The 23,290-nt window shown below is 59.2% G+C and carries 26 protein-coding genes and 3 pseudogenes; 15 read left to right on the top strand and 14 right to left on the bottom strand.

Annotated features, from left to right (window positions below):
- The 8 genes and pseudogenes from AB4Z53_RS27945 to AB4Z53_RS27910 all read left to right on the top strand — a co-directional run.
- Positions 1–157, top strand: a pseudogene (locus AB4Z53_RS27945) (peptidase T); the annotation flags it as partial.
- 892 nt (positions 158–1,049) lie between these two features.
- Entirely contained in the window at positions 1,050–1,967 is a 918-nt protein-coding gene (locus AB4Z53_RS27940; protein WP_441598798.1) for a DUF3991 and toprim domain-containing protein, read from the top strand.
- Between the two features lie 179 nt (positions 1,968–2,146).
- Positions 2,147–2,503, top strand: coding sequence for a DUF1419 domain-containing protein (locus AB4Z53_RS27935; protein WP_441598797.1), 357 nt, complete (start codon positions 2,147–2,149; stop codon positions 2,501–2,503).
- A 137-nt stretch (positions 2,504–2,640) separates the two neighbouring features.
- A complete protein-coding gene (locus AB4Z53_RS27930) occupies positions 2,641–2,958 on the top strand; it encodes a hypothetical protein (RefSeq protein ID WP_441598796.1) in 318 nt (105 codons plus the stop codon).
- Positions 2,959–3,166: 208 nt separating this feature from the next.
- Positions 3,167–4,045, top strand: coding sequence for an ArdC family protein (locus AB4Z53_RS27925; protein WP_441598795.1), 879 nt, complete (start codon positions 3,167–3,169; stop codon positions 4,043–4,045).
- A gap of 81 nt (positions 4,046–4,126) precedes the next feature.
- Entirely contained in the window at positions 4,127–4,669 is a 543-nt protein-coding gene (locus tag AB4Z53_RS27920; protein ID WP_441598794.1) for a Chromate resistance protein ChrB, read from the top strand.
- Positions 4,670–4,684: 15 nt separating this feature from the next.
- On the top strand, positions 4,685–5,281 hold the full coding sequence (locus tag AB4Z53_RS27915) for a cation transporter (protein WP_441598793.1): 597 nt from the start codon (positions 4,685–4,687) through the stop codon (positions 5,279–5,281).
- A 47-nt stretch (positions 5,282–5,328) separates the two neighbouring features.
- Positions 5,329–5,538: pseudogene (locus AB4Z53_RS27910) on the top strand (zincin-like metallopeptidase domain-containing protein); the annotation flags it as partial.
- Positions 5,539–5,567: 29 nt separating this feature from the next.
- Here the strand turns inward: AB4Z53_RS27910 and AB4Z53_RS27905 are convergent.
- Positions 5,568–5,744: a hypothetical protein gene (locus tag AB4Z53_RS27905; protein WP_291162389.1), complete on the bottom strand. Its 177-nt coding sequence runs from the start codon at positions 5,742–5,744 to the stop codon at positions 5,568–5,570.
- A 484-nt stretch (positions 5,745–6,228) separates the two neighbouring features.
- On the opposite strand from AB4Z53_RS27905, the gene AB4Z53_RS27900 reads away from it, so the two are divergent.
- A complete protein-coding gene (locus AB4Z53_RS27900) occupies positions 6,229–6,537 on the top strand; it encodes a DUF736 domain-containing protein (RefSeq protein WP_441598792.1) in 309 nt (102 codons plus the stop codon).
- A gap of 387 nt (positions 6,538–6,924) precedes the next feature.
- Positions 6,925–7,089, top strand: coding sequence for a hypothetical protein (locus AB4Z53_RS27895; protein WP_291162392.1), 165 nt, complete (start codon positions 6,925–6,927; stop codon positions 7,087–7,089).
- 66 nt (positions 7,090–7,155) lie between these two features.
- Here AB4Z53_RS27895 and AB4Z53_RS27890 read toward each other — a convergent pair whose 3' ends face one another.
- The 4 genes from AB4Z53_RS27890 to traC form a co-directional block, all read right to left on the bottom strand.
- A complete protein-coding gene (locus AB4Z53_RS27890) occupies positions 7,156–7,413 on the bottom strand; it encodes a WGR domain-containing protein (protein ID WP_291162410.1) in 258 nt (85 codons plus the stop codon).
- A 339-nt stretch (positions 7,414–7,752) separates the two neighbouring features.
- A complete protein-coding gene (traG, locus tag AB4Z53_RS27885; protein WP_441598791.1) occupies positions 7,753–9,672 on the bottom strand; it encodes a Ti-type conjugative transfer system protein TraG in 1,920 nt (639 codons plus the stop codon).
- Positions 9,659–9,874, bottom strand: coding sequence for a type IV conjugative transfer system coupling protein TraD (traD, locus tag AB4Z53_RS27880; RefSeq protein WP_291162395.1), 216 nt, complete (start codon positions 9,872–9,874; stop codon positions 9,659–9,661). The genes traG and traD overlap by 14 nt, the downstream gene beginning before the upstream one ends.
- 4 nt (positions 9,875–9,878) lie before the next feature.
- A complete protein-coding gene (gene traC, locus AB4Z53_RS27875) occupies positions 9,879–10,175 on the bottom strand; it encodes a conjugal transfer protein TraC (RefSeq protein WP_441598790.1) in 297 nt (98 codons plus the stop codon).
- Positions 10,176–10,426: 251 nt separating this feature from the next.
- Between traC and traA the strand changes: the two genes are divergently transcribed.
- Genes traA through AB4Z53_RS27855 form a run of 4 tightly spaced genes read left to right on the top strand, consistent with a single transcriptional unit; the run spans position 10,427 to position 16,070 of the window.
- Positions 10,427–13,729 carry a Ti-type conjugative transfer relaxase TraA gene (gene traA / locus AB4Z53_RS27870; protein WP_441598789.1) on the top strand — a complete coding sequence of 1,101 codons (3,303 nt, stop codon included), beginning with the start codon at positions 10,427–10,429 and terminating at the stop codon, positions 13,727–13,729.
- Positions 13,726–14,292: a conjugative transfer signal peptidase TraF gene (traF, locus tag AB4Z53_RS27865; RefSeq protein ID WP_291162401.1), complete on the top strand. Its 567-nt coding sequence runs from the start codon at positions 13,726–13,728 to the stop codon at positions 14,290–14,292. The genes traA and traF overlap by 4 nt, the downstream gene beginning before the upstream one ends.
- Positions 14,282–15,445 carry a conjugal transfer protein TraB gene (locus AB4Z53_RS27860; RefSeq protein WP_441598788.1) on the top strand — a complete coding sequence of 388 codons (1,164 nt, stop codon included), beginning with the start codon at positions 14,282–14,284 and terminating at the stop codon, positions 15,443–15,445. Before traF ends, AB4Z53_RS27860 begins: the two co-directional genes overlap by 11 nt.
- Positions 15,446–15,461: 16 nt before the next feature.
- Positions 15,462–16,070 carry a TraH family protein gene (locus tag AB4Z53_RS27855; protein WP_441598787.1) on the top strand — a complete coding sequence of 203 codons (609 nt, stop codon included), beginning with the start codon at positions 15,462–15,464 and terminating at the stop codon, positions 16,068–16,070.
- 25 nt (positions 16,071–16,095) lie between these two features.
- On the opposite strand, the pseudogene AB4Z53_RS27850 reads toward AB4Z53_RS27855, so the two are convergent.
- Positions 16,096–16,694: pseudogene (locus AB4Z53_RS27850) on the bottom strand (DUF433 domain-containing protein).
- 258 nt (positions 16,695–16,952) lie between these two features.
- Entirely contained in the window at positions 16,953–17,162 is a 210-nt protein-coding gene (locus AB4Z53_RS27845) for a helix-turn-helix domain-containing protein (protein WP_441598786.1), read from the bottom strand.
- A gap of 174 nt (positions 17,163–17,336) precedes the next feature.
- On the opposite strand from AB4Z53_RS27845, the gene AB4Z53_RS27840 reads away from it, so the two are divergent.
- Positions 17,337–17,705 carry a transcriptional repressor TraM gene (locus AB4Z53_RS27840; RefSeq protein ID WP_441598785.1) on the top strand — a complete coding sequence of 123 codons (369 nt, stop codon included), beginning with the start codon at positions 17,337–17,339 and terminating at the stop codon, positions 17,703–17,705.
- Here the strand turns inward: AB4Z53_RS27840 and AB4Z53_RS27835 are convergent.
- The 7 genes from AB4Z53_RS27835 to trbK form a co-directional block, all read right to left on the bottom strand.
- On the bottom strand, positions 17,658–18,362 hold the full coding sequence (locus AB4Z53_RS27835; RefSeq protein WP_441598784.1) for an autoinducer binding domain-containing protein: 705 nt from the start codon (positions 18,360–18,362) through the stop codon (positions 17,658–17,660). The genes AB4Z53_RS27840 and AB4Z53_RS27835 overlap by 48 nt on opposite strands.
- A gap of 306 nt (positions 18,363–18,668) precedes the next feature.
- Positions 18,669–19,952 (bottom strand): IncP-type conjugal transfer protein TrbI, encoded by a 1,284-nt coding sequence (trbI, locus tag AB4Z53_RS27830; RefSeq protein WP_441598783.1) that lies wholly within the window; start codon positions 19,950–19,952, stop codon positions 18,669–18,671.
- A gap of 10 nt (positions 19,953–19,962) precedes the next feature.
- Positions 19,963–20,400, bottom strand: a complete 438-nt coding sequence (gene trbH / locus AB4Z53_RS27825) for a conjugal transfer protein TrbH (RefSeq protein WP_441598782.1) — start codon at positions 20,398–20,400, stop codon at positions 19,963–19,965.
- A gap of 2 nt (positions 20,401–20,402) precedes the next feature.
- Positions 20,403–21,215: a P-type conjugative transfer protein TrbG gene (trbG, locus tag AB4Z53_RS27820; RefSeq protein ID WP_441598781.1), complete on the bottom strand. Its 813-nt coding sequence runs from the start codon at positions 21,213–21,215 to the stop codon at positions 20,403–20,405.
- 10 nt (positions 21,216–21,225) lie between these two features.
- Complete coding sequence (locus AB4Z53_RS27815; RefSeq protein WP_441598780.1) at positions 21,226–21,888, bottom strand: conjugal transfer protein TrbF; 663 nt, start codon at positions 21,886–21,888, stop codon at positions 21,226–21,228.
- Between the two features lie 17 nt (positions 21,889–21,905).
- Positions 21,906–23,081 (bottom strand): P-type conjugative transfer protein TrbL, encoded by a 1,176-nt coding sequence (gene trbL, locus AB4Z53_RS27810; RefSeq protein ID WP_441598779.1) that lies wholly within the window; start codon positions 23,079–23,081, stop codon positions 21,906–21,908.
- Positions 23,081–23,224 (bottom strand): entry exclusion protein TrbK, encoded by a 144-nt coding sequence (gene trbK, locus AB4Z53_RS27805; RefSeq protein WP_441598801.1) that lies wholly within the window; start codon positions 23,222–23,224, stop codon positions 23,081–23,083. Before trbK ends, trbL begins: the two co-directional genes overlap by 1 nt.
- Between the last annotated feature and the right edge of the window lie 66 nt (positions 23,225–23,290).

Raw genomic sequence — 23,290 nt, 5'->3', positions numbered from 1 at the left:
CGATGGTGCCGTACTTTCGGCGCGCGGCATCCCGACGCCGAACTTCTTTACCGGCGCCTGCAATTTCCATTCGCGCTACGAGTTCCTGCCGATCCCGGCGTTCGAAAAGTCGCTGGAAGTGGCCATGGGGATTTGTCGGTTGGCGGCGAAGGGTTGAGTGCGTCGATAGGCCGGCTTCATTCGAACGCGTTTGACGGCGATCAGAGTGAGGCGCGTCGTTGGCGTCGGAGGCCACAGTGGATGCCCCCTCAGTATGCGCTTTGTCACACCATGACAAACTATAACCGAACGGTCATAAATGGCGCAGGAAAACGCAATTATAACCGAACGGCAATTCCGCCAAAACGATGGGGTCTGAGTGCACCGCCGAGGCCGAAGGCGCCGGCGGTCGCGCATCGCGCGCTTATGCGATCGCGGGGGGTACTTTGGACATGGGCTCTCGATTCGGAGGCGGCACGCCTTGGAGCAAACAATTCCGCTCTCTTAGATGGCGTCCTGGCCCGGTTCCGGATCTTCCACAATCAACCCGTGAAGGGTCCGCTAGCTTAACTGCGGCCGCTCTCAGCTATCGCCATCGCGGTGATCGCGCCCATTCCCGGGCCCTTGAGGAGCCGTCGAGCGGGAATTGGCCCGCTCCCAGATGGGCCTCTTCAAATGTCGCACGATCTTTCTCTCGCACAGTCCCACGCCTTCCAGCTCTCCTGCTACCTGATGGTCCCGTCACCGTCTTTGAAGTCGACGGTGAATATGGCGTCCTTCCCTCTGACGAGATCGACGCAAGCGACGACCTCGAGGTCATCGATGAATTTCATCCCTGGGCGGCTCATTGAGCCGCCCTTTCTTCATTCCTGCAGCCGTTCCGGCTGCCGCTTGCGAGCTGGCGGCCGCAAGGGAGGCTTCGCCGCGCCTGACGCCTCCAATTGTAGATTCCTACAATTGCGGAGCGCGCCCTTGCGGCCTTTGCTCTTCGCGGCCGTTTGAAATTGGCCTGCGATAATCACGGGAAGAAACGAGATGAGAGGACGGTCGCGACGCGACCGGATGAAAAAATGAACAGAAGTGAGATTGAACGACTGCGGGAAATGGTGCGCTGTGAGGTGGCGCTGGAAACCTCTGGTTTCGCTCTCGACCCTAAAGAGAGCACAAGGCGTGCCATGAAGTATCGCCGTGGCAGCGAAATCATCATCGTGACCCATGCCGGGCAAGGATGGTTCGATCCTCTTGGGGATGGGAAAGGCGACGTTTTCGGTCTCGTAGTCCACCTGGAGCACTGCGCCTTCCTCGAAGCATGCGCTCGGGTCGCAGCACTTATCGGCGCGGAGCCGTCAGCTACCATGTGGAAGCACGAAGATCGCGAGCTTCCGGATCTCACTGCCATCGCCGAAACTTGGGCCCGCCGGAGATCGCCATGGCCGGGCTCGGCAACATGGCGTTATCTCCGTTGGCAGCGGTGCCTTACTGTCTCCGTTATCCGCACCGCGATCGCTCAAGGTTTACTGCGCGAAGGGCCGTCGGGGAGCGTGTGGGCGGCACATACCGACGAGATGGGCGCAGTTTGCGGATGGGAAGCCCGCGGACCGGAATGGCGTGGATTTGCGACCGGCGGCAGCAAGAACCTGTTCCGGCTTGGGTGCAAAAGGGCCACTCGCCTTTGTGTGACCGAGGCGGCGATCGACGCCATGAGCCTGGCGGCCATCGAAGGGATGCGGGTGGGCACGTTCTATCTTAGCACTGGCGGTGGCTGGGCGCCGGCGACGAGGGCCGCCTTGCGCCTGCTGGCAGCACACCCGGACGTACAGCTCGTCGCGGCGACGGACGCCAATGCACAAGGCGACGCCTACGCCGACCGGCTCCGCGCACTGGCTGACGAAATCGGCTGCACATGGCATCGACTTCGCCCCTTAGCCGACGATTGGAACGAGGTTCTCAAGCAGCAGAAGGAAAGAATGAAGAAAACAGCGAACTAGGCAGACGTGCCGCATGCCCGCCGACCGCATCAAGGGAGGCTTCGCCCGGCTGCGCCGGCCCTTGACGCGGGCAGCCGGGATGCCGGCGACGGGCGAGGTGTCATGAAGGACCAAAGTGAAGAGTGAGGCCGTGAGGATCCGCAGCACTTCGGTCCAGCCTAACGCCGAAGGAGCCGCAGATGACAATTCAAAGCCAGATCCGAAAGGTCTTTCAGGGAACGGCTACGCGCCAGCAGATGTTCAGCTTGTTCGATCGGCATTCCCGGAGGCCGCAACGGTGGAAGGATGACGCTGTCGCGATGTATGCCGGCGAATGGTTCGCAATCACCGAAAACGAGCACAACTACATGTTCGAGATCCTGCCGCCGCTCTGGATATGTGGCTCGATATCGCCAGCCGCCCGTTTGGCACCATTGCCGGGATGCTCCAGTACAAGCATGCATCCGTCGCTAGCTTCGAGGGTTATGCAGGTGCTAGCGCATTCCGCGCTGAAGTCGAGAACCAACGCGCCTTGGGGCAGCTCGACGATTTGCTGACTTACTTCGATGAGCGCCAGACCGGATCGCCCCTCTCTGGACCAGCGGCACCACGGATATCTAATGCGCTCGATACCGCGGCAGCCGAACTCGCCCCGCTTCCGGCCATGATTGCTGACCGGGTTCGACTGCGAACCATGCTCGCCAGCCTCGCACGAACGCTGCATGTCGGCGTGCTTGCCGATTGCTTCTTCGATCCGGGCACCGCGATTTGCCTCAAACAGGCGACGAAGAACGACGGCAAGATGCCACTGACCGCCCTTCGCCAGCCAACCCGCTCCAATGCCTGCATCACCGCACGCCATCGGCCAGCATGGTCGCGCTCTGCGGAGGACGCCAAGATTTCGCTGAGGGAGAAGCGTCTGTCGCCTCTGCAACGGACCATCGTGAAGCAGGATCTCCAGCGGATCGAGGCGGTTCTTGGTGGCTTAGATCGTCGGACTGAGGCGGCGTAGCGGCTTTGTCTGCGGCCACTGATCGGGTGTCCCGTCGGACCAACCCCGGCGTTCGGCGGAGCGCGCGATGTCAGGTCCGCCCGCGCAACGGCTGATCGCCGTCCTTCGCTCACGCTGCGGCTCTTCGAGTGCGCGGTCGGCCCTTGGGCCATCGCAGGTGGCTGCTCCGCCGCCGGGGATTGGCCCCGGCGGGACAGGAGTTCCGACCATGGACACGCAAAACCGCACCGACGTTTATACCCGCATCACCTTGGAGATCATTGCCGCCATCGAGGCCGGCGCCGGCGAATGGCGGATGCCCTGGCACCACGATGGAGGCTCGGTTGCCCGTCCAACCAACATCTCTTCCGGAAAGGCCTACCGCGGCATCAATACGCTCGCCCTCTGGATCGCCGCCCAGGCTCACGGCTTCGGAAGCGGCATCTGGGGCACATACAGGCAATGGCAGGCGCTCGACGCCCAGGTCCGCAAGGGCGAACGCGCCACGACCGTCGTGCTTTGGAAGGAGTTTGCCGCACGCAGTGACGATGATGTCGCCGCCGCCGACGAGCACCCCCAGCGATGCCTCTTTGCGCGGGCCTTCTCGGTCTTCAACAGCTCTCAGGTCGAGGGCTTCGCGCCTCCCGCCGCTCCGATGCTGGCTGACTCTGAACGAATCCCGCATGCGGAGGCCTTCATCAGTGCGCTCGGCATCCCCGTTACCTTTGGCGCCGACGCTGCGTACTACCGCATCGATCTCGACCACATCTTTATGCCGGACTTCAACGTCTTCCGCGACGCTGTCGCTCACGTCGGGACCTATGTCCATGAGGCTGCGCATGCCACGGGCGCCAAGCATCGGCTCGATCGTGACTTCACCAAACGCTTCACTCGCCAGGCCTTGGCAGTCGAAGAACTGACCGCCGAACTTGCTGCAGCCTATATCCTGGCCGATCTGGGTCTGGCGCATGATCCGCGACCTGACCACGCAGCTTATGTGGCCTCCTGGCTCAAAGTGCTGAAGGACGACGCGCGGGCGATCTTCACCGCCGCGGGCAAAGCGCAGGCTGCCGCCGACTGGATGCACGCGCAGCAGCCGCCGAGTTGAGCACTATATCGCCTCCGGGCCTAGCGGCACTTCAGCGCTCGAACGATTGATTTGTAACAGCCGTAACTTTATGATGCAGCCATGGCTACTTCATCCTGGCTGCTTTTGACATACAAAGTCCCGCCCGAACCTGCCGCGAAGCGGGTCGCATTATGGCGCCGATTAAAGGGAATGGGTGCGGTGTATCTACAGAACGGGGTCTGCCTGCTCCCCAAGACCGACGATCACGTCCGCGGACTGAAGATGATTGAGAACGGTGTCCACGAGATGGCAGGGGAATCCGTGATTCTGGAAACGGTGGCGCTCGACCGATTCCAGGAAGAGAAGGTTATTGCCCGATTCAAATCTGACCGGGACGAGGCCTATCGGGAGTTCATCGACAAGTGCGGGGACTTCGAGGCGGAGATCGCCAAGGAGCGGTCAGCAGACCACTTCACCTACGCCGAGCTTGAGGAGAATGACGTCGATCTGAAGAAGCTCCAGGGCTGGTTCGAGAAGATTCGCAAGCTCGACTTCTATGGCGCGACCCTTGGGGCCGAGGCTGAAGAACGGCTGCGGGCCTGTGAGGCATTGCTCGACGCCTATGCCCGGCAGGTCTTCGACGCACACGATGAGAATCGCTAATTGGAGCCGGAAGGGATGGATACGTCTACACATGATCGAGATTTGCGGCGGGTGGTCCGTCTAGTCGTCCTTCTCAATCTCGCCTACTTCGGCATCGAGTTCGCCGTCGCGCGCGCCATCGGCTCTGTCTCGCTGTTCGCCGACAGCGTGGACTTCCTCGAGGACGCCTCCGTCAACTTCCTCATCCTTGTCGCTCTCGGGTGGTCTGCCCGTCGCCGCGCCAAGGTCGGAATGCTGCTTGCCGGCATTCTGCTCATTCCGGGCTTGGCAACACTCTGGACAGCGTGGGAAAAGTTCATGACGCCCAGTCCGCCCGAGGCGCTCGCTTTATCATTGACCGGCCTTGGCGCGCTTGCGGTCAATCTTACTTGCGCGATCATGCTGACGCGTTTCCGCCGGCACATCGGTAGCCTCACGAAGGCTGCATTCCTCTCCGCACGCAATGACGCGCTGGCGAATATCGCGATCATCGCGGCCGGTCTCCTAACGGTATACACCCTGTCCGCATGGCCTGACCTGATCGTCGGGCTCGCCATTGCTGCCATGAACGCCGATGCGGCGCGAGAAGTCTGGGAAGCAGCCCGCGAGGAACATAAAATCGCAGAGGCCTGATACTCAGTTACGGCGATGGCCATCGCCAGGCTTGACTGTCAGGATATGTTGCAGAGCTTGGCAGTTGTTTCCTTTGCGCCGACCTTGGCATCGTGCCCGAACTTGATCCGCGGCCGGACCATGCGTCCTATCTTCAATCCTGGCTGACGGTACTTGCCGACGACAAGCGGGCAATTTTTCAGGCGGCGGCACATGCGCAGCGCGCGATCCCTTATCTCCACGGGCTGCAGCCGGAGGAGACGGAACGCAAAGGGTAGCCAGATGGCAAAGCTGTCGGATGACGAAGTTAAACTCGCTCGCCAATCTCGGCGGGGGTCGGCTCCGTCGACGGCGTCACGTCGATTGCCGGATCATCGGCCACGCTCAGATCCAGCTTCCCCCAGATCGAGGGTTTCTGATTGCCGGTTTTCAGCTTCCGGGACTGCTTGATTTCAACGATGAACGGCTTTGTCTGCTGACGCATTTTTCCTCCAGGCGACGAATCGCGACGTAACTCTATCGCTACAAGATGGTCTCGCAAGTTGGCCTTGCCCGAGGATCATGCGAGAAGCGTGTCTTGACTGTTGTCCGCGGCAGTCAGGCTCGACGCGGTGCAGCTATCGGCCCGGATCTGATGTCGATCGCCGCCGTCCTATCCCTTTTTCATTGACCGCCGGGGCACCATTCGCGGGCTCGATGGGGCTGTCTGACCGGAGAACGGCTTCGCCTCGCTCTTGTTCCCGCAACGTCCCTGCGAAACTTTCATCCCCTGGCGGAGACCACCCCACTCCGACAACGTCGAGTGGGGACCCCGGATCACCGCCATTCCTCGCGAGACAAGAAAGTTTCTGCGTTCCGCCCTCCACTTGTGTTCCGGCCCTTTCGGGTGCGGACCGATTGTCCCCGGTCTTTGCGACTGCCATCGAGGCCGCAATGGAGCGGCCCGAACAGCAAAAAGGAATAGCATAATGGCTACCATCGGCACCTTCACCGCAAACGAAAACGGCTTCACCGGCTCGATCCGCACCCTCGCCCTCAACGTCAAGGCCCACATCGCCCGCATCGAAAATCCCTCGGACAAGGGGCCGCAGTTCCGCATCTTTGCGGGCGCCGTTGAACTCGGCGCGGCCTGGCAGAAGCGCTCCGAACAGGACCGCGACTACCTTTCGGTCAAACTCGACGACCCGAGCTTCCCCGCTCCGATCTACGCGACGCTGACGGAAGTCGATGGCGAGGACGGCTACCAGCTCATCTGGTCCCGCCCGAACCGGGATTGAAGAACGACGGCCCCGCCGATCAGGCGGGGCCGCGCCTTCAGCTTCACAGCATTGTTGTGCTACCGCGAAGATGGCAGCCGCTGAGCGGATTTGACCCAAGCCCCGCTTAACCTGTTCCCGAGGCGGGCCAGGCCGCGTTACTCAAACCGGAACCAGGCGTCGAGCCGGTTTCCGGTTTTTTGCTGCCACACGAGAGGTTAGGAATTGCTCAGATCATGGCATCGTGACGTGGTGTAAGGGCTGCCTCAAGGACGGGTGGTACCCCCAAAATGCTCACGCATTTCGGCTCCCCCACTCGCCGCGTTGCGGGCGCCTGGCGCTCCTTGACCCGGCCCTCTCCCCACGACCGCTGACGTCATCTTTCTCAAACATCAGGAGATGACGACGATGACGATCGAACAACACATCGAAGAGCTACTTGTCGAACTGCGGAACGCCGTTGGTGTTGGCGAGCGTCGGCAGATCGAGACCGAACTTGAACTCGCAAGGGCCGAGCGTGAGGTCATGCTGGCAGAGCAAGACGGTTGTATCAGCGCAGAGCCTCTGTTTTGACGGAGGCTCTTGCATGTTTCGTCCACTTGAAGCCGCAGGACTCGCCATCGCAATCCGTCCCGCCCATCAATTCGGCCAGCAAGTTCGCGGTCTATAGCCGCGCCGTCGTTTCAGTCGGAGGAGTTCGAGGAATAGCTGGACCGCCTCCTCTTCCCGACCAAAATGATGGACCTTCATCTGTCCGTTCTTTCCAATGCGGCCCCACTTCCGCAACAGACAAATTTCGCCGAAGAGGTTCGGTTCAATCGACATGGCATAATAGCGTGCCATGTTTCTCGATAGATCGGAGCGTTCGACGTAGAGTCGATAGGGTTGACAGATCATGAAGCCAGAATCTTCGATGCCGGCGACTGCGTCCAACGAGACTTTTGAATCGATTGGCGTGAACTGATTCATATCGGTGATGTATGGAAGACTTCAGCTTTCGGCCTCGCAGTGCGGAGGTGCGACCAAATTGTGTGCGAGGCGCGGGTGCAGTCGGTCCCGCCTCCCCTCGCGTAACTCGGTTGAGGCTCCTGCGGCTGCCCTTTTCCCGCCCATCGCACGACGAGAATTCCCGAAATCCCGCCCCTCGGGCGTCGCTATGCTGATTTCTCCGATACTCTTCATTTTCTCGAGGATCAGCCTTGCTCGTTGCTTCTCGCGCCGGCTCGATCCGGCAGCTCAGACGCCTTGCGCGTGGAACCTGTTCGCATCGACGCAAACCTTCATGTCGTTTCGCCTGAACCAGATCGCTCGTCCACAGCGAAGCGGCGGGTTGCCGGCGGTAAAGACGATCTGCTCATCGGCGCGCATGCGAAGAACTTCGTGTGGCTGGATCAGCGCGCGGGCGGCAAGCTGCTTTGATCGGGTTCGAGACGTTCCCTTCGCTTGAAAACTCCGGCTGACCTGGTCGATCTCGACTGTAGTCATGCCACAGCGTTTGGATATGTAATCTGCTGTTTCGGGATCGTTGATAGCGGCGAAAGATATCCAGCTCGCGCTTTCGAACCATTTGCTCGTGGCATCGCGGCCACCGTAGGTTTCGCGCATCTGCCCGATCGACTGGTAGATCATCGTCAGCGTGATGCCATACTTGCGGCCGACATCACGCGCGCTTTCCAGGATCCGCATGTAACCGAGGCGCGAGACTTCATCGAGAAGGAAGAGAACCTTTCCCTTCACCGCGCCATCGCGATTGTAGATCGCGTTGAGGAACGCGCCGATGATCACACGCGCAAGACCAGAATGCGTCTCCAATGTCTTCAGGTCGATGTTGATGAACACGTCGGTGTTGCCGGTGGCAAGCGCATCGGTCCTGAAGGTCGAACCGGACACCAGAGCCGCATAGTTTGGATAGGACAGCCAATGCGTTTCCTTGACCGCATTGGCGTAGACGCCGGAGAAAGTTTCTGGCGTCATATTGACGAAGGCGGCGACATTTTCCTTCACGAAGTCGGAATTCGAGCTGTCGTAGATCGACTGCAGTCGCTCGCGCAGTTTCGGCTCCGGCTCCGCCAGGTTAGCTCGAACCTGTCGCAAGGTCTGGTACTCCCGGTCGGTATGACCGGACAGGCAGACGTCGGCGATCAAAGCAGTCAACAATTGCAGAGCCGATGCGCGGAAGAACTCGTCACGCACACCACGTGGACCGCCGCTGTCGCTGATGATCCATGAGGCGACCGATGCAATATCCTCCTCCTTGGTTCCACCGAAGCGACCGATCCAGTCGAGCGCATTGAACCCCGTTTCCGGTTGCTTCGGGTCGAGGATGCGGATCAACCGTGCCGCCCCTTCGCGATGCCGGCAAACCATCGGCGCTACTTCGTTTGAAGGGTCGAGGACGACAAGAGCCCCACCCCATTTGAGTGCGGTTGGAATTGTCACCGAGGTCGTTTTGAAGCCGCCGGATCCGGCAAAGACGATACCGTGCGACGACCCGAATGAAGCGTCAAAGCAGAGCAACGGCGGCTTGCCACCGGCGCCCCAGGTCTGCGGAGCATTCGCCCGAAACGACTGCCCCGCCGTACTGTCCTTGTCGACGCGGTAGCACTCGCCAATGACAATTCCGCCTGTTTCGGGAAAGAGCTTCGCTGCTTCCCTTAGCTTCATCCAGTCGGCCTCTCCGTGAAGAGCCCGCTGTCCTTTTACCCGTTTCGGCTCGGCGCGTTTGAAGGCTGCGTTGCCGATCAGCGCAACGCGGAGCGCGAAACATCCAGCCATCAGTGCGGTCCCTGCTCCGACCATTGTTGCTGGGTCCAGATACGAGGCAATGGACATGCCGGCCGGCACTTCTCCGGAAATCGCTGAAAGACGCGCTGCCTCTCGCAATGCCGCTGTCAAAAGCGTTGCTGCAGATCCGGCGAGAACGGCCCAACCCGCGAACTTGATGCTCGCTGCGCCCGCGCTTGCGAACAGGAAGACTATTCCGATCGCCGCGGCGGTGACATAGGGCGCGGCGATACCGACACTGCCGAGTGCTTTCCTTGTCGCATCCGTTTTGCCGAATAGCGAAAGCCAATGCTCGACCCCGTCCATGCCGATCACCGTCAACATCATGAACGCGACGGGAATGACCACGAGCGCGAGCCTATTCATTGTCACTGTTGAAGGCCTCCGCACCGATGGCGATCAGTCGTGCGCGTTCGCCATCGTCGGACTTCAGCCGCCGTCTGAGTTCGACCAGCGCTCCAAGCAGAAGCGCGCGCTTTTCATATCGAAGGCCCGCCTTTACGATCAGGCCACCGAGTTCGATCTTTTCTCGCGTGTCCTTTTTGCGGGCATCAGATGTCATTGTTCTTGCCATCCGCTTAAGCTTCTCCACTGCTGCCCTGTGTCGCGCCAGGGGCGAACGTCGCGGTCGAACCCGGTGCGGCGCCAGTACCCCTCTTCCCTCCGCTCGATGTGACGATCCCTTGGCCTCCCCGAAACCGCGTCGCCAGTTCCTCGAAGGCTGCGTGAAGCTCGGTTTCGTCGATCTCGATTTCACTAAGGCCTGCCTTGAGCGCAATCCGACCGATACGCTCGGCTTCACGGGTCTCGGCTTGTTTGAGCTGTTCCTGCAGTTTGGCGATTTCGTCGCGAATTCTTGAAGAATGTTTCTTCATTCCATCCGTCTCCTGGCTTCAGAAAGCTTGTCTTTCGAAGCCAGTTTCGCGGACCGAAGGGCGGAACGCACTACGGTGAATCCTACAATCGCCAAACGCGATGCTTTTGTGAATGATCACGGCCGTTCCGAAGGAGCGGCATCAAGTGCGCAATTATACGTCGCAACTGCGACGCTTTTGCTTCTCCCCCTGGCGGGGCCACCGCTCCTGACGAAGCGTTCGTTCGTTCGCAATCGGGAAAGATCTCTGCCATGGCCGTTCCCCACTTCTCCGTCAGCGTCGTTACCCGCGGTTCCGGCCGCAGCGCGGTGCTGTCGGCGGCCTATCGGCACTGCGCCAAGATGGACTACGAGCGAGAAGCAAGAACGATCGACTATCGTGCCAAGCAGGGTTTGTTGCACGAGGAGTTTGCCATTCCGGCAGATTCCCCCCGATGGCTGCGATCGATGATAGCTGACAGGTCGATATCGGGTGCCGCGGAAGCCTTCTGGAACAAGGTTGAGAGCTTCGAGAAGCGGGACGATGCCCAACTCGCCAAGGACGTCACGATCGCGCTGCCGCTCGAACTGACACCTGAGCAAAACATCGCGCTCGTCCGCGATTTTGTCGAGCGGTACGTTACCTCCAAGGGCATGGTCGCCGACTGGGTCTACCATGATGCGCCGGGCAACCCGCATGTCCATATGATGACGACGCTGAGGCCGCTCACTGAGGATGGCTTCGGCGCCAAGAAGATTGCGGTGCGGGGGCCGGACGGCAAGCCGATCCGCAACGATGCCGGCAAGATCGTCTATGAACTCTGGGCCGGAAGTCTCGACGATTTCAATGCGTTTCGCGATGGCTGGTTTGCTTGTCAGAACCGTCATCTGGCGCTTGCAGGTCTCGACATGCGCATTGATGGTCGCTCCTTTGAAAAGCAGGGCATCGGTCTTTCGCCGACCATCCATCTCGGGGTCGGAACCAAGGCCATCGAGCGGAAACCAACGCCGGGCGAAGAGGTGGTTTCGCTGGAGCGACTGGAATTGCAGGAGCAACGGCGTAGCGAAAACGCCCGGTGCATTCAACGGCGGCCGGAGATCGTGCTCGACCTGATCACGCGTGAGAAGAGCGTCTTCGAAGAACGCGATGTGGCGAAGATCCTGCATCGCTACGTCGATGACCCCGGTATCTTCCACAGCCTGATGGCTCGCATTCTGCAAAGCCCGCAGGCGCTTCGCCTTGACCGCGAACGCCTCGCGTTTGCGACCGGCGCACTGATGCCTGCGAAGTTCACGACGCGCGAGCTGATCCGGCTGGAAGCGGAAATGGCAAGCCGTGCGGTTTGGCTCTCGCGCCGGTCATCGCACGGGATCAAGAAAGCCGTGCTTCAGGCAACGTTCGCACGGCATTCGCGTCTGTCGAAGGAACAGCAAACGGCAATTGAGCATGTGGCGGGACCTGAGCGGATTGCCGCAGTCATCGGACTTGCCGGGGCCGGCAAAACGACGATGATGAAGGCGGCGCGCGAAGCCTGGGAAGCAGCGGGCTATCGTGTCGCAGGCGGTGCGCTTGCTGGCAAGGCTGCCGAAGGGCTGCAGAAGGATGCGGGTATAAACTCACGTACGCTTTCGGCCTGGGAACTGGGCTGGAACGAGGCTCGAGATCAGCTCGACGACAAGACGATCTTTGTTCTTGACGAAGCCGGCATGGTGTCATCACGCCAGATGGCGCTGTTCGTCGAGGCTGCGACCAAGGCTGGCGCCAAGCTCGTTCTAATTGGCGATCCGGAACAGCTGCAGCCCATCGAAGCGGGCGCTGCCTTCCGGGCCATCGCCGATCGCATCGGCTATACCGAACTTCAGACCATCTATCGGCAGCGCGAACAGTGGATGCGCGATGCTTCGCTCGATCTTGCTCGAGGCCGCGTCGAAAAGGCGGTCGAAATCTATCGCTCAAATGGCAGGATATTTGGCTTTGAGCTCAAGGCCCAAGCGGTCGAGAACCTGATTGGGGACTGGGATCGAGACTACGATCCAGCCAAGACCACGCTGATCCTCGCCCATCTGCGGCGCGACGTGAAAATTCTGAACGAATTGGCGCGCACCAGGCTGGTCGAGCGAGGCTTGTTAGGCGACGGCTTTGTCTTTCGGACCGAAGACGGAAACCGCCGTTTCGCCCGTGGTGATCAGGTCGTCTTCCTCAAAAATGAAGGATCGTTGGGCGTGAAGAACGGCATGCTCGGCAAGGTCGTCGAAGCTGCTCAAAATCGTATCGTCGTGGAGGTCGGCGAAGGTGGGCGTTGCCGCCGCGTCACAGTCGAACAACGCTTCTGCAGCTATATCGACCACGGCTATGCCACCACGATCCATAAAAGCCAGGGCGCCACCGTGGACCGGGTGAAGGTGCTCGCTTCGCTCTCGCTCGATCGGCATCTGACCTACGTTGCGATGACCCGGCACCGTGAGGATCTGAGCCTCTATTACGGTACCCGATCATTCGCCAAGGCCGGCGGCCTCATTGGGATCCTGTCGCGAAGACAAGCGAAGGAAACCACGCTCGATTACGAGAAGGCGCCGTTCTATCGCCAAGCGTTGCGCTTCGCCAAAGCGCGCGGCCTGCATCTCGTCAATGTCGCGCGCACGATCGCCCGCGACCAGCTCGAACGGACGATCCGGCAGAAACAGAAATTGGCCGATCTGGCCCACAGGTTCGTGGCTGTCGGGCTCGGCGTCGCCTTTGACGCCGAAACGCCGCACTCGCAAAACCTCAAGGAGAAGAGGGCAATGGTTGCCGGTATTGCGACATTCCCGAAATCGGTCGAGCAGGCGGTCGCTGACAGGTTAGAAGCGGACCCCGGCTTGAAGAAGCAATGGGAGGACGTTTCTACCCGGTTTCATCTTGTCTACGCACAGCCGGAAGCCGCCTTCAAGGTGGTCAATGTTGATGCGCTCTTGAAGGACGAGAGCGCAGCGAACTCGACGTTGTCGAAGATCAGCAGCCAGCCAGAGAGCTTTGGCAAACTCAAGGGCAACACCGGGCTCCTCGCAAGCCGCACGGACAAACAGGAACGAGAACGGGCGGAACGCAATGCCTCAGCACTCGCTGACAGTCTCGGCGACTACCTACGCCAGCGCGGACACCGGGAGCGACGCTGTCTGGCTGACGAAGTGGCGGCCCGCCGAAAGGTCGCGATCGACGTCCCGTCGTTGTCTGCGGGCGCCTGGCAAACGCTGGAACGGGTGCGGGATGCCATCGACCGCAATGACCTCCCCGCAGCGTTGGGTCTCGCTCTCGCCGACAGACAAGTTAAGGCGGAACTGGAGGGCTTTGCCAGGGCGGTTACCGAACGTTTCGGTGAGCGCACCTTCCTGCCGCTCTCCGCCAAGGACACGAACGGGGAGACCTTTCGAGCCATCACAGCTGGCATGACATCCGGTCAGAAACTGGAGGTTCAGGCGGCGTGGGCCACGATGCGCACTGTGCAGCAGCTCGGCGCCCATCGGCGAACGGTCGAAGCATTGAAACAGACCGAGACGCTACGCCAGACCAACAGTCAGGGGATATCGCTGAAATGACCGCTATCCTCATTGCAGCCGCGCTGATGAGGCGAAGAAATAACGCGGTCCTGCTCGGGGTTGCCCTGACAACATTGGTGTTCCTCGGCACAATTTCTGTCGCCTGGTTCGGCGGCTATCGGATCAATCTCACGCCAAGTGAACCGCTTGGTCTCTGGCGTATGGTCAAGCTCGCTCGCCCGGTCACGGTCGGCGATCTTGTCTTCGTGTGTCCACCGCAAACCGCGACTATGCGTGAGGCACGCGCGCGCGGGTACCTGCGCTCTGGTCTTTGCCCGGGCGGCGCAGCGCCCCTCATCAAGTCGGTCATCGCTATTCCTGGACAACGTGTCGAAGTGGACGCCAACGTCAGCGTTGATGGCCATACCATTCCGTCGTCCGGCGTGGCGCAGTTTGATGGACAAGGTCGGAAGATGACGCGGTTCGCGGGTGGGAGTGTGCCAGGAGGTTCGGTGTTCCTGCACTCACCTTTCGCGGGTTCCTACGACTCTCGGTATTTCGGACCTATTCCCGAGGAGGCAATTCTCGGCCTGGCGCAAGAGGTATTGACCTATGCTCCGTGACCGTCGCCGGCCGGCACTTCTGCTCATCGCTTCCGTCATTGCTGGATGGATGGGTTGGAGCGGCCAGGTGCTTCTTCTTCCGGTGGCGCTCGCGTTCCCGGTACTCTGGTCGCGGGCGCAGACGAGGTCCGTGGCGATGGCCGTCTCGGCCGGGTATTATCTTTCAGCGTCCCGCGGATTGCCGCAAGGGGTCGCCGCCTTCTATGCGTCCGACCTCTGGCCCGGCTTGCTGCTTTGGCTATGTGCCTCGGGAGGCTTTGTTGCGGTACATGCGGTGCTCTGGACGAAGCGTTCCGGCGCTCGTCCATTCCGCTATTTATCGGCGAGTGTCCTCATGGCACTTCCACCCTTCGGTATCACAGGTTGGGCGCATCCCGTGACGGCGGCCGGGGTTTTGTTCCCCGGATGGGGATGGTGGGGGCTTATTGCGGTCACAGCCGGCCTCATGGGCCTCGTAACCCGTGCGTGGCCGGCTGTCGCCTTTACCCTTGCAGGCTTTTGGCTTTGGTCCGCCGCAATCTGGACCGAACCGAAACTACCTGAAGCCTGGTTGGCCGTCGATCTTAAGCTGGGGGCCTCGCTCGGCCGCGATGCGAGTTTTGAACACCACCGTGGTTTGGCTGCAACGGTGAAAGCTCGAGCTCCAGCCCGCATCGAAACCGTCGTCTTGCCTGAAAGCACCCTGGGCTTCTGGACGCCGACGGTTGAACGGCTATGGATCCATGCTCTGCAAGGGACTGACATCACAGTGATCGCTGGCGCGGCAATGCTTGGTGCAAAGACTTATGACAATGTGCTCATGGGGGTCTCGGCGGGCGGCGGCAAGGTTCTCTATCGCGAGCGAATGCCGGTCCCCGGCTCGATGTGGCAACCGTGGCGATCGTGGTTCGGAAAAAGCGGCGGCGCGCGGGCACACCTGTCGGGAGACTCAATTGCGATGGTAGGCGATCGTCAGGTTGCGCCCTTGATTTGTTATGAGCAACTCGTCGTCTGGCCGATATTGCAGGCGATGCTTCATGATCCAGATCTGATCGTCGCTGTCGGAAACGGATGGTGGACTGAAGGGACATCCATTGTTGCGATTCAACAGGCGAGCACCAGGGCGTGGGCAAAGCTCTTCGCCAAGCCACTCATCCTTTCCTTCAACACCTAAGGCCCGAGGATACACAATGTTGGATGCCGTCCTGATCAAAGAATGCGCCGATCCGTCGCTCACACCCGCCATCGTCGAGCAGTTCGTGGCCGCCGTGGGTTCTACCGATCCCCTCACCGTGACCGTGAAATCGGGGGGGCGGGTGATCCTGGCGCCGAAACCGTCATCGACCGATGAGGCCATGGCGATCATCCGCCAGCATGTTGAACGATCGGTGGTTCGCGTTGGTTTGACGCAGTTACCGGCAGGCATTGGCGTGAAAGACCCCGCGGATCTGAAGGCGGAGATCGTTGACCCTTGCGAAAACCTTCGTAACGGAACAGCGATGTTTGCCAAGATATTGAGGATTGTTACCAGGTGGTACGGCAATCCTACAAGCAAAGACGTCTTTCCGCAGATTTTCGAAGATGCGGTCTACGCGTGGAAGACCGGGGAGTTCGAAGGCGTGCGCGTGTTTCAGGCGGAAGACCCGGGAGGGCCAGTCGCTTCGCCGCAGCAAAGCAACATGCCTTCAGTCGATGATCAAGGCGCAGCAGTGGCGACGCCTGAAAAACAAACGCAGGCGAATGAAGATGTTGAACGCGCCGGAATTCGCATTGATCTCTCCCGCATCGGTGGGGATTGACCGTCATTGCGGAAGTGTTGCCGCCCTAGGCTTTCCGGGAACCAGTTTTAAGCGGCAAACGCTTCACCGATTTTACCGTCAGACCCTCTTTGGCCGCCCTCTAGCCGGGTGAGCTGCCGTCCAGATTTCGGCAAGCTCCACCATACGTGCTGTAACGGACGGATAGCCCTCGACGATTTCCTCGGTGCTGGCGCCTTGCCGTTTCATGGCAACGATCATTCGCACGGGAACTCGAGTGCCTTTGAAAACCGGCTCGCTGCCCGCGACGCCTTTGACAGTCTGGGTCTTTTGCTCTGCTTCCCGGAGTGCCTCTGCGCGGGCGGCCAGATGCTCTTTGGCCCGGGCCACATCGACAATCAGATAGTCGTCTGCTCGCACCGTATCGGCATTAGGATTCGCATCGATCGTGTCGAACAAGCGTTTGCGGCGCTCGGCCGACAGGATCGAGCCCACGCCGTACCAAAGCTTCAGACGTAGCAGATCCCCATCGGACAGTTCTCTGCCCTCGGGCCCGAAACGGGCCTCGATGATCCGTTTGTCGATTTCATTGTGCACCGACTTTACAGCAACTTGACTAATAGCTGCGGCTTCGGCGGGCGTATAGGCTCGTGCTGCGGCTGCCATAATTATTCTCCTTGCGGAGAATATAAAACACAAGTGGCGCCAACCGTAAGACCGATTTCACTTTTCGGTCCTCCGTGGGCCCAAAACCACTCATGCTCGAATGCGGATAGAATGTTTGAAGCGGCCTGGGACGGGGCGTTGACTTTCACATCCAGTGGAAACATCAACGGCAATGCTGCCGCCATCCTGAAAACAGAAGACTGAAAAACTAGAATCAAAAGCGAGCGGTTCTCTCAACCACCTGCTGCGGTACGGATGCTAGCGCTTGGCCAAAAGCTCGCTCGGATCCACACCCAATACCTCGGAGATTTGACCGAGTACCGTGACTGTGGCAGAAGTTTTTGCCCTTTCGATATCCCCGATATGTCGAACGCTCAGGCCAGTACGATGGGCCAGTTCTTCCTGCGTCAGTTTTTTGCCATGACGTACTCGACGCAAGTTCACCGCCATGACCTCCTTGAGATCCATCGCATGAGCGGAACTCCAATCGGCACTATGGTTCCAGGAACTATAGTTCCGATTCGACAAGGCATGTGCTATCACGACGCCTGTCGATCATCCCCTTGTTACGATTTCGTAGGGTAGTGATATTCGGCAAACGGTTACGAGATTGCGGGACGTCGCAAGGCGCGGGACAGGAAGATGGAAGACGCTGAATTCTCTAAGGACAAGGGAGCGGACGGCACATCACGATACGGCTCGATGGGAATGGCTGAATTGGAGATGTTGGCAGTGTCAGCGATCCGCGAACATCGCGTGCTTCTCGCGGCGGATCAGGCCGTCTACGAAGAGTGGCTGCACGCAAGCGACGATCCCTCGATCTCCAGCGCGGTGCTCCAGGCCCTCCAGGATGAATACCTCGCACGGCAAAAAAAATCCGAGGCCCAGCAAGCGGAGCTCTCGGAAATTCTCGACGCGCTCGGTTTCGTGCCTGATGTTCGTTTCGACGACGACGAGCAGGCCTCAGACGAGGTGCCGATCTTTGGCAATGGCGTAGAGGTGAGTAACTGAATCCGCATCGAGCTTGCCACGAGCTTGATCAAGATAATGCTGTACAGTCCGTGCCTTGATCCCCGTAATAATGGCGATTTCCTCAACCGTCTTTCCCTTTGATGCCCACATAAGGCAGTACATTTCACGCGGCGACAGCGACCGCTTGGGATTCATTGCTGTCTTCGCCGCAACTGCTCTCAGTTGATAGTGGACGGTGATCAGCAATTGAAGCGCTGTTTTCGAGTCGAGTGCTCCTGGAATGCTGCCTTTCTGTTCCGGCGACGCGAATGTCAGCATCAGCGCGGATCCATAACTGCCCTCAACGCGGATAGTGACACCGGATCGAATTCCATGATCGATTGCCTCGTCGCGAAAGCGCCGCAGGTCCGATCGTCCTCGCACTGGCCAGTCGTCCGCGGTCCACTGAAACATCTCCCGCATCCGTCTTGCTTCAATCACAACGGGGTCCAAGGCGGAGTATCCGCTCTTGAGGTAGTCGCGTTGCCATGGTCCAGGGTACGAATTGAAGGTCTTGACCTGAAACCCGTCGGTTTGAAGATATGCGAACTGTTCATATCCATGGGAACGGGCATAGCGTTTGAGAGCACTCTTTATCATTTGCTCATCAGGCGCGGCTTCCAGCCTGTCGATGAACGAGCGAAGGTGTTCACTCACGTTTATCTCTCCTCTTGATCCGGCGTTACCCTTTAAACACGGTCAATCGTCGCGCTACCGACCTTCTGGTCATGGGAAAGCGCGCATGGAAATTACTAGCGATAATTAAAGCAACCTTTGGTAGTTTAATGTGAAATTGCTCCTCCTAACAGTGTTCGGTATTTCTACCGAAGGAAATCCATCTTTCAAGGCGCGCTACCGTAAATTGCGGGCGTTGCGAAGAGGTTGGATGATCCACAGTTGTGGTCGCAGGGCCACACAACAATGCAATCACTTGGCCGTAAGCTTCCCTTAGAGAACAGCTAACTACCTCCGATACGCGGATGGAAAAATGATATCCTGGTCGACGAGAAGGTTGAACTTGTAGCCCGGCCGGATGCGGATTGTTGGCTGGACATTGAGGTTTTTCGAGATTGTTTGTTCGGCAACGCGGCCAAATGTTTCCGCAAAATTGCGGCGCGCGGCGTCTGAGGCCGTGTCTTGTGTCGCACGCGTCGAGCTCTCCGGCATCGACATATCGATTCCGGTTCCAATAAGAGCGATCAGCGCGGCCGAACCGAACGTCCTTAAGACGTGCCGGTCGACCTTGTCGCTAAAGCCTCCGTATCCTTCGGCATCGGTACCCGCCATTCCTCCGATTTGCAGCGTTGATCCATTTGGAAAGATGAGATCGGTCCAAACGACGAGGACACGCTCCTGGCCGAAGGAGACCTTTGAATCGTAGCGGCCGAAGAGTTTTGATCCCTGTGGAATGAGCAGCCGGTGGCCGGTTGCGCTGTCGTAGACGTTTTGACTGACCTGCGCGGTGATCCGGCCCGGTAGATCGGAGTTCAGCCCAGTAACTAAGGTGGCGGGAATGACCGAGCCGCGCTTTAGTTCGAACAATGACAGCTGCGGGACGACCTGGTTCGGCAGATAGCCAAGGTCTTTGATGTCCTGGTTGAAGAAATCTTCTTTCGAAATTTGACCGTTCGGGTCGCCTTTCTGGCTCATCAGTCCGGCATTGAGCGCAGTCGCGTAGAGATCTGACGCGTTGTTTGCATCTGTGGAGGCCCCAGTGTCCGTGGCCCTTGAGTTGTTAGAAATACCTTCAATATCCGCGATGTTCACCTTCAATGGCGAGTCATGGGCGGTGGCACCCGCCTGAAGCCGTGCCATGCGCTGACGCTGCGCTTCGCGGAGAAACTGTTCATCTTGCTCACGTTTGAGCCGGGCTTTCCATTCACCCTCGGTGTCGAAATGCGGACGTTGCTCGATCGGGCGGGGTTCAGTGAGGGGATCCTTATTGGGTTCGCTTTGAACGACCGCCGGGACCGGCTGAAAAACCTCCTGTTTTTCCGGTTCTCCGATGATGCCATCCGAAACACCGCGTTTGAGCTGCTCGCCAAAGCTCGTCGCCGGCGTACTTCCCGCGCCATCAGGCTCGTCGCTGCGGTTGAAGGAAAGTCCTCTCCATGAAAGGCCGAGAACCACGATGCCGAGGAAGAGCATGGTGACCACGATCGCGATTGTAATGGGGAGACGATTGAGGCGGCGCATTCCTCGCTGATCATCATTGCTGGTGGTGCCAAGCTGAAGGGATTGGACCATTGTCTCCTCCTCAGTTGTGTCGCATGACCGAGAGCGCGCTGGCAGGCGTCGCGCCGTTTGCGGTCGGGGTATAGGCTCGGGCAAGAGCGATCGAGGGGGTCGTCAGGCGGGCGAGAACCTGACCGTCAAAAACGTCAACCGAATAGGCAAGCTCTAGGAGTTCGGCTTTTTTGATGGGCTTGTTTCCCGACACAACCGTGTAACCCCATCCCTCCAAGGCGGCTTCCAACGCGGTCTCGTGCTGAGTTGCGCCTTTATCGAAGTTGATGGTCGTCGTTTCCGGTGAGCCGACCTGTTCGGCAAAGCGGCTTGCCATATCACCGGCGATTGCACTGGCAGCCGGCCCGGTGACCGCACTCGAAGAAGCGTTCGTGGAGAGTGCTTCATCTCGCGTCTGGCAAGCGGTTAGAAGTGCGATCGTGAGAAACGAAATGGGTAATCCGCGCATCATCAGCCCCCTCTTCGGATGATGATTTTCTGCTGACGCCAGCCCGCACCCGAAACGAGCACTGCCTTGTCGATTGCATAGTCGACAACCATCATATCGTTCTTCATCCGGTAGTTGACGATGCGGTTCTGACCTCCACTGACAACGAAGAGAACCGGGGCGTCCTGACCCGCGATGGAGCGAGGAAACTGAATGTATGTCTTGATGCCATCGGAGTAGACACGCTTTGGCTTCCACGGCGCGCGACCACTTAGAGAATAAGAAAAGCTCAAGGTTTCCGCCCTTGCTCCGGCAAGGCTACCGGCTTCCAGGCGGGCGTTGATATCGGCCAATCTCGTCGAGGAGTCCTCCGGATATTCGAAGCCCACTCTCGCCATGTACTGGCTTGGATGGGATTTGAGCTGGATGTGATAGGTTCGCCGCGACGTCGTCACGACCATCGAAGTCACGAGACCAGGCTCGGATGGCTTGACGATCAAATGAATTGCTTGCCCGCTTGCCGATCCTGATGTCGCGGGCTCGATCTTCCAGCGCACGGTATCGCCGACCAGAACATCGCGAACAATTTCGCCGCTCTGAAGTTCAATATCGCAGACCTGTAAAGGTGAGCAGACGACTGAAGGCTGGACCTCGCCAAACAGAAATATGACCTTGCCGTCCGGCCCTCTTGTGACAAGCCCTGAAGAACCCCGCCACTTTCCAGAAATGCTGGTGCCTTTGGCCTCGTTTTTGGTCATGCTCTGAGCCTGCGCTGACCAGGCGAAGACGAGTGCAGCCATGCAGCTCGCAGCCGCTTTCAACACTATTTTGTCCATTTGGATGTCCTTAGAGCTGTGCGGTCCAGTCGAAGTCCTGGATATAGAGGCCAATGGGATTGAGGCGGATGATCGCCTCGTCCTGCGGCGCCGTTAACGCGACCGTTGCGATGCCACGGAACCGTCGTGTGCCGGCTTCCTTGCCCTTGCGGTCGCGCTCATACTCCGTCCAGTCCATCTGGTAGGTCTGGTTCGAAATCGCCACGATGTTATTGACCTCGATTGCAACCGTCGTTGTCTTCGCCTTTTCGAAGGGGGAATTGCCGCGGTACCAGGAGTTGATCTTTTGAGTCGACGGATCTGCGGTGCGTACAAGCGCATAGGTGCGATCGATGTATTGCTTCTGAACGACCGCGTCCGGCGAGACGCTGCGGAAGCTGGTCACGAAGTTGCCGAGCATTGCGCGCACGACGCGCGCGTCGGCATACTCGATCTGCTCGGGGAAGCCCGCGGCCACCGGGGTTCCGAGCTTGTCTACCTCAACGAGATAGGGCACCAACTTGACCTGGGTGCTCAAATACATCGAATAGCTGAAGCCGATGATAGCCATTGTGAGGCTGAGAATACCTACAATCCGCCAGGCGGCAGCGGCCTGCACGTAGGATCCATAGCGCTCTGACCATTCCTGGCGAGCGGCAAGGTACGGGTTTTCGGGGACGCGGTTTGCAGCCATTTGTCGATCCCTTTGGATTATGATTGTTCGTTTCGCTCAGGAAGGGGCTTATGTGGCTTTCCAGGACCGCGCGCCTCATCCAGCTTTGCATTAGCCAGGCCCAGCAACGAGCCGGCATAGGCGCCGGGCGATCCAATCGCCTTCTCCTTGGCGGCAGACCCGGCCGCAGTTGCTCCAGAGCCGAGTGCTGACCCTATTCCGCGGAGCGCGGAGCCAGCGATCGATGAACCGGCAGCGCGGGCGGACTGGGCCGCTGCGGCGCCGACGCCAACGGAGCCGGACGCCAGCGCAGCAGCACCGGCGGCGAAAGACGCCGCTTGGCCGCCGTGACGAATGACTTCCATGCCGCCGGTCACAGAAGCACCCTGAACCACGCCTTGTAAGATGCTCGGCACATACATCGCGACGATGAAGACGACCACAGAGATGCCGGCGACCGCCAGAATGGTCACAAATCGGTCGGAGGAGCCGGTCGGAGCAGTCGCCAAACCAGTGAGAACCTGAGATCCAATTTTTGCGATCATCACGAGCGCCATTAGCTTCATGCCAACGCCGAAAGCATAGACAAGATAGCGAACCGCGAAGTCTTTCGTAAAAGACGAACCTCCCAGGCCAAGCATAATCATGCCAGCGAGCAGCCCGATGTACATCTCTATCATTACAGAGACGAAAATCGCGGCGACGAGCGAGAAGGAGATAACCACCACTCCCATGGCGAGAACAGCGGCGACGCCAAGAGCATTGTCTTCGAAAACGCCGAATTTCGCTTGCAGCGACATCTGTGAGGCGACGCGTATACCGGCATCGAAAATTTCAGCGGGCGACGCTGATCCATCACTCGCGCCGATCTGGAACAAACTATCGATTACTGCTTTGGCGAAGGTTGGGCCCTGATCGAGCACAAAGGCGAAAAAACCCACGAACATGATCCGCCGCGCAAGTTCAGCGAACCAACCGTCAAGTGAAGCCGCCTGAAGGGCCAACCAGACGGCACAAATAGCGATCTCGATCGCTGCGAGGATCCAAAACAGGGAACGCGCCGCATCCATGACGGCCGTTTCCCATCCTCTGGCTGCGGCAACGACCTGGTTTTCGAGCTCTGTTAGGACCTGGCCGGTCTGGGCCAAGGCGGGTGCAGTAGCAACGATGATGATGGCAGCGGCCACGACGAGCGTCCGGTAGAATGAACACATCACCATCTCGGCCTCATTTCCTGACCCTTTTTAATCGGCGGGAGTTCGTCACCAGCGCCAAAGAACTTTTCGCGCGCCGCTCTCTGCTCGTCGGACATAACGGTCCCACAAGAATTTCGCATGATGAGGACGGTCGCAGTCACAGCAGAAGCTGTGATGGTCACGGCAAGTACGCTTACGATAGCAAGTGCTCGGTTCACCAACGTCGG

The organism is Ensifer sp. 2TAB8, assembly GCF_052115125.1.
Lineage (GTDB): Bacteria > Pseudomonadota > Alphaproteobacteria > Rhizobiales > Rhizobiaceae > Ensifer.
Note: the sequence above shows the minus strand (reverse complement) of the source record. Positions and strands in the feature narration are given on the sequence as shown.

Bases quoted from the DNA above. Each gene is read 5' to 3' on its own strand.
- AB4Z53_RS27855 (WP_441598787.1), top strand. From the start codon at position 15,462: ATGTTGGATGCCGTCCTGATCAAAGAATGCGCCGATCCGTCGCTCACA.
- AB4Z53_RS27900 (WP_441598792.1), top strand. From the start codon at position 6,229: ATGGCTACCATCGGCACCTTCACCGCAAACGAAAACGGCTTCACCGGC.
- AB4Z53_RS27840 (WP_441598785.1), top strand. From the start codon at position 17,337: ATGGAAGACGCTGAATTCTCTAAGGACAAGGGAGCGGACGGCACATCA.
- traC (WP_441598790.1), bottom strand. From the start codon at position 10,175: ATGAAGAAACATTCTTCAAGAATTCGCGACGAAATCGCCAAACTGCAG.
- trbL (WP_441598779.1), bottom strand. From the start codon at position 23,081: ATGTGTTCATTCTACCGGACGCTCGTCGTGGCCGCTGCCATCATCATC.
- AB4Z53_RS27935 (WP_441598797.1), top strand. From the start codon at position 2,147: ATGACAATTCAAAGCCAGATCCGAAAGGTCTTTCAGGGAACGGCTACG.
- AB4Z53_RS27940 (WP_441598798.1), top strand. From the start codon at position 1,050: ATGAACAGAAGTGAGATTGAACGACTGCGGGAAATGGTGCGCTGTGAG.
- AB4Z53_RS27920 (WP_441598794.1), top strand. From the start codon at position 4,127: ATGGCTACTTCATCCTGGCTGCTTTTGACATACAAAGTCCCGCCCGAA.
- AB4Z53_RS27845 (WP_441598786.1), bottom strand. From the start codon at position 17,162: ATGGATCTCAAGGAGGTCATGGCGGTGAACTTGCGTCGAGTACGTCAT.
- AB4Z53_RS27930 (WP_441598796.1), top strand. From the start codon at position 2,641: ATGCTCGCCAGCCTCGCACGAACGCTGCATGTCGGCGTGCTTGCCGAT.
- AB4Z53_RS27860 (WP_441598788.1), top strand. From the start codon at position 14,282: ATGCTCCGTGACCGTCGCCGGCCGGCACTTCTGCTCATCGCTTCCGTC.
- traA (WP_441598789.1), top strand. From the start codon at position 10,427: ATGGCCGTTCCCCACTTCTCCGTCAGCGTCGTTACCCGCGGTTCCGGC.
- AB4Z53_RS27925 (WP_441598795.1), top strand. From the start codon at position 3,167: ATGGACACGCAAAACCGCACCGACGTTTATACCCGCATCACCTTGGAG.
- AB4Z53_RS27915 (WP_441598793.1), top strand. From the start codon at position 4,685: ATGGATACGTCTACACATGATCGAGATTTGCGGCGGGTGGTCCGTCTA.
- AB4Z53_RS27815 (WP_441598780.1), bottom strand. From the start codon at position 21,888: ATGGCTGCAAACCGCGTCCCCGAAAACCCGTACCTTGCCGCTCGCCAG.
- trbI (WP_441598783.1), bottom strand. From the start codon at position 19,952: ATGGTCCAATCCCTTCAGCTTGGCACCACCAGCAATGATGATCAGCGA.
- trbH (WP_441598782.1), bottom strand. From the start codon at position 20,400: ATGCGCGGATTACCCATTTCGTTTCTCACGATCGCACTTCTAACCGCT.
- trbG (WP_441598781.1), bottom strand. From the start codon at position 21,215: ATGGACAAAATAGTGTTGAAAGCGGCTGCGAGCTGCATGGCTGCACTC.
- traF (WP_291162401.1), top strand. From the start codon at position 13,726: ATGACCGCTATCCTCATTGCAGCCGCGCTGATGAGGCGAAGAAATAAC.
- traD (WP_291162395.1), bottom strand. From the start codon at position 9,874: ATGGCAAGAACAATGACATCTGATGCCCGCAAAAAGGACACGCGAGAA.
- AB4Z53_RS27905 (WP_291162389.1), bottom strand. From the start codon at position 5,744: ATGCGTCAGCAGACAAAGCCGTTCATCGTTGAAATCAAGCAGTCCCGG.
- AB4Z53_RS27895 (WP_291162392.1), top strand. From the start codon at position 6,925: ATGACGATCGAACAACACATCGAAGAGCTACTTGTCGAACTGCGGAAC.
- AB4Z53_RS27890 (WP_291162410.1), bottom strand. From the start codon at position 7,413: ATGATCTGTCAACCCTATCGACTCTACGTCGAACGCTCCGATCTATCG.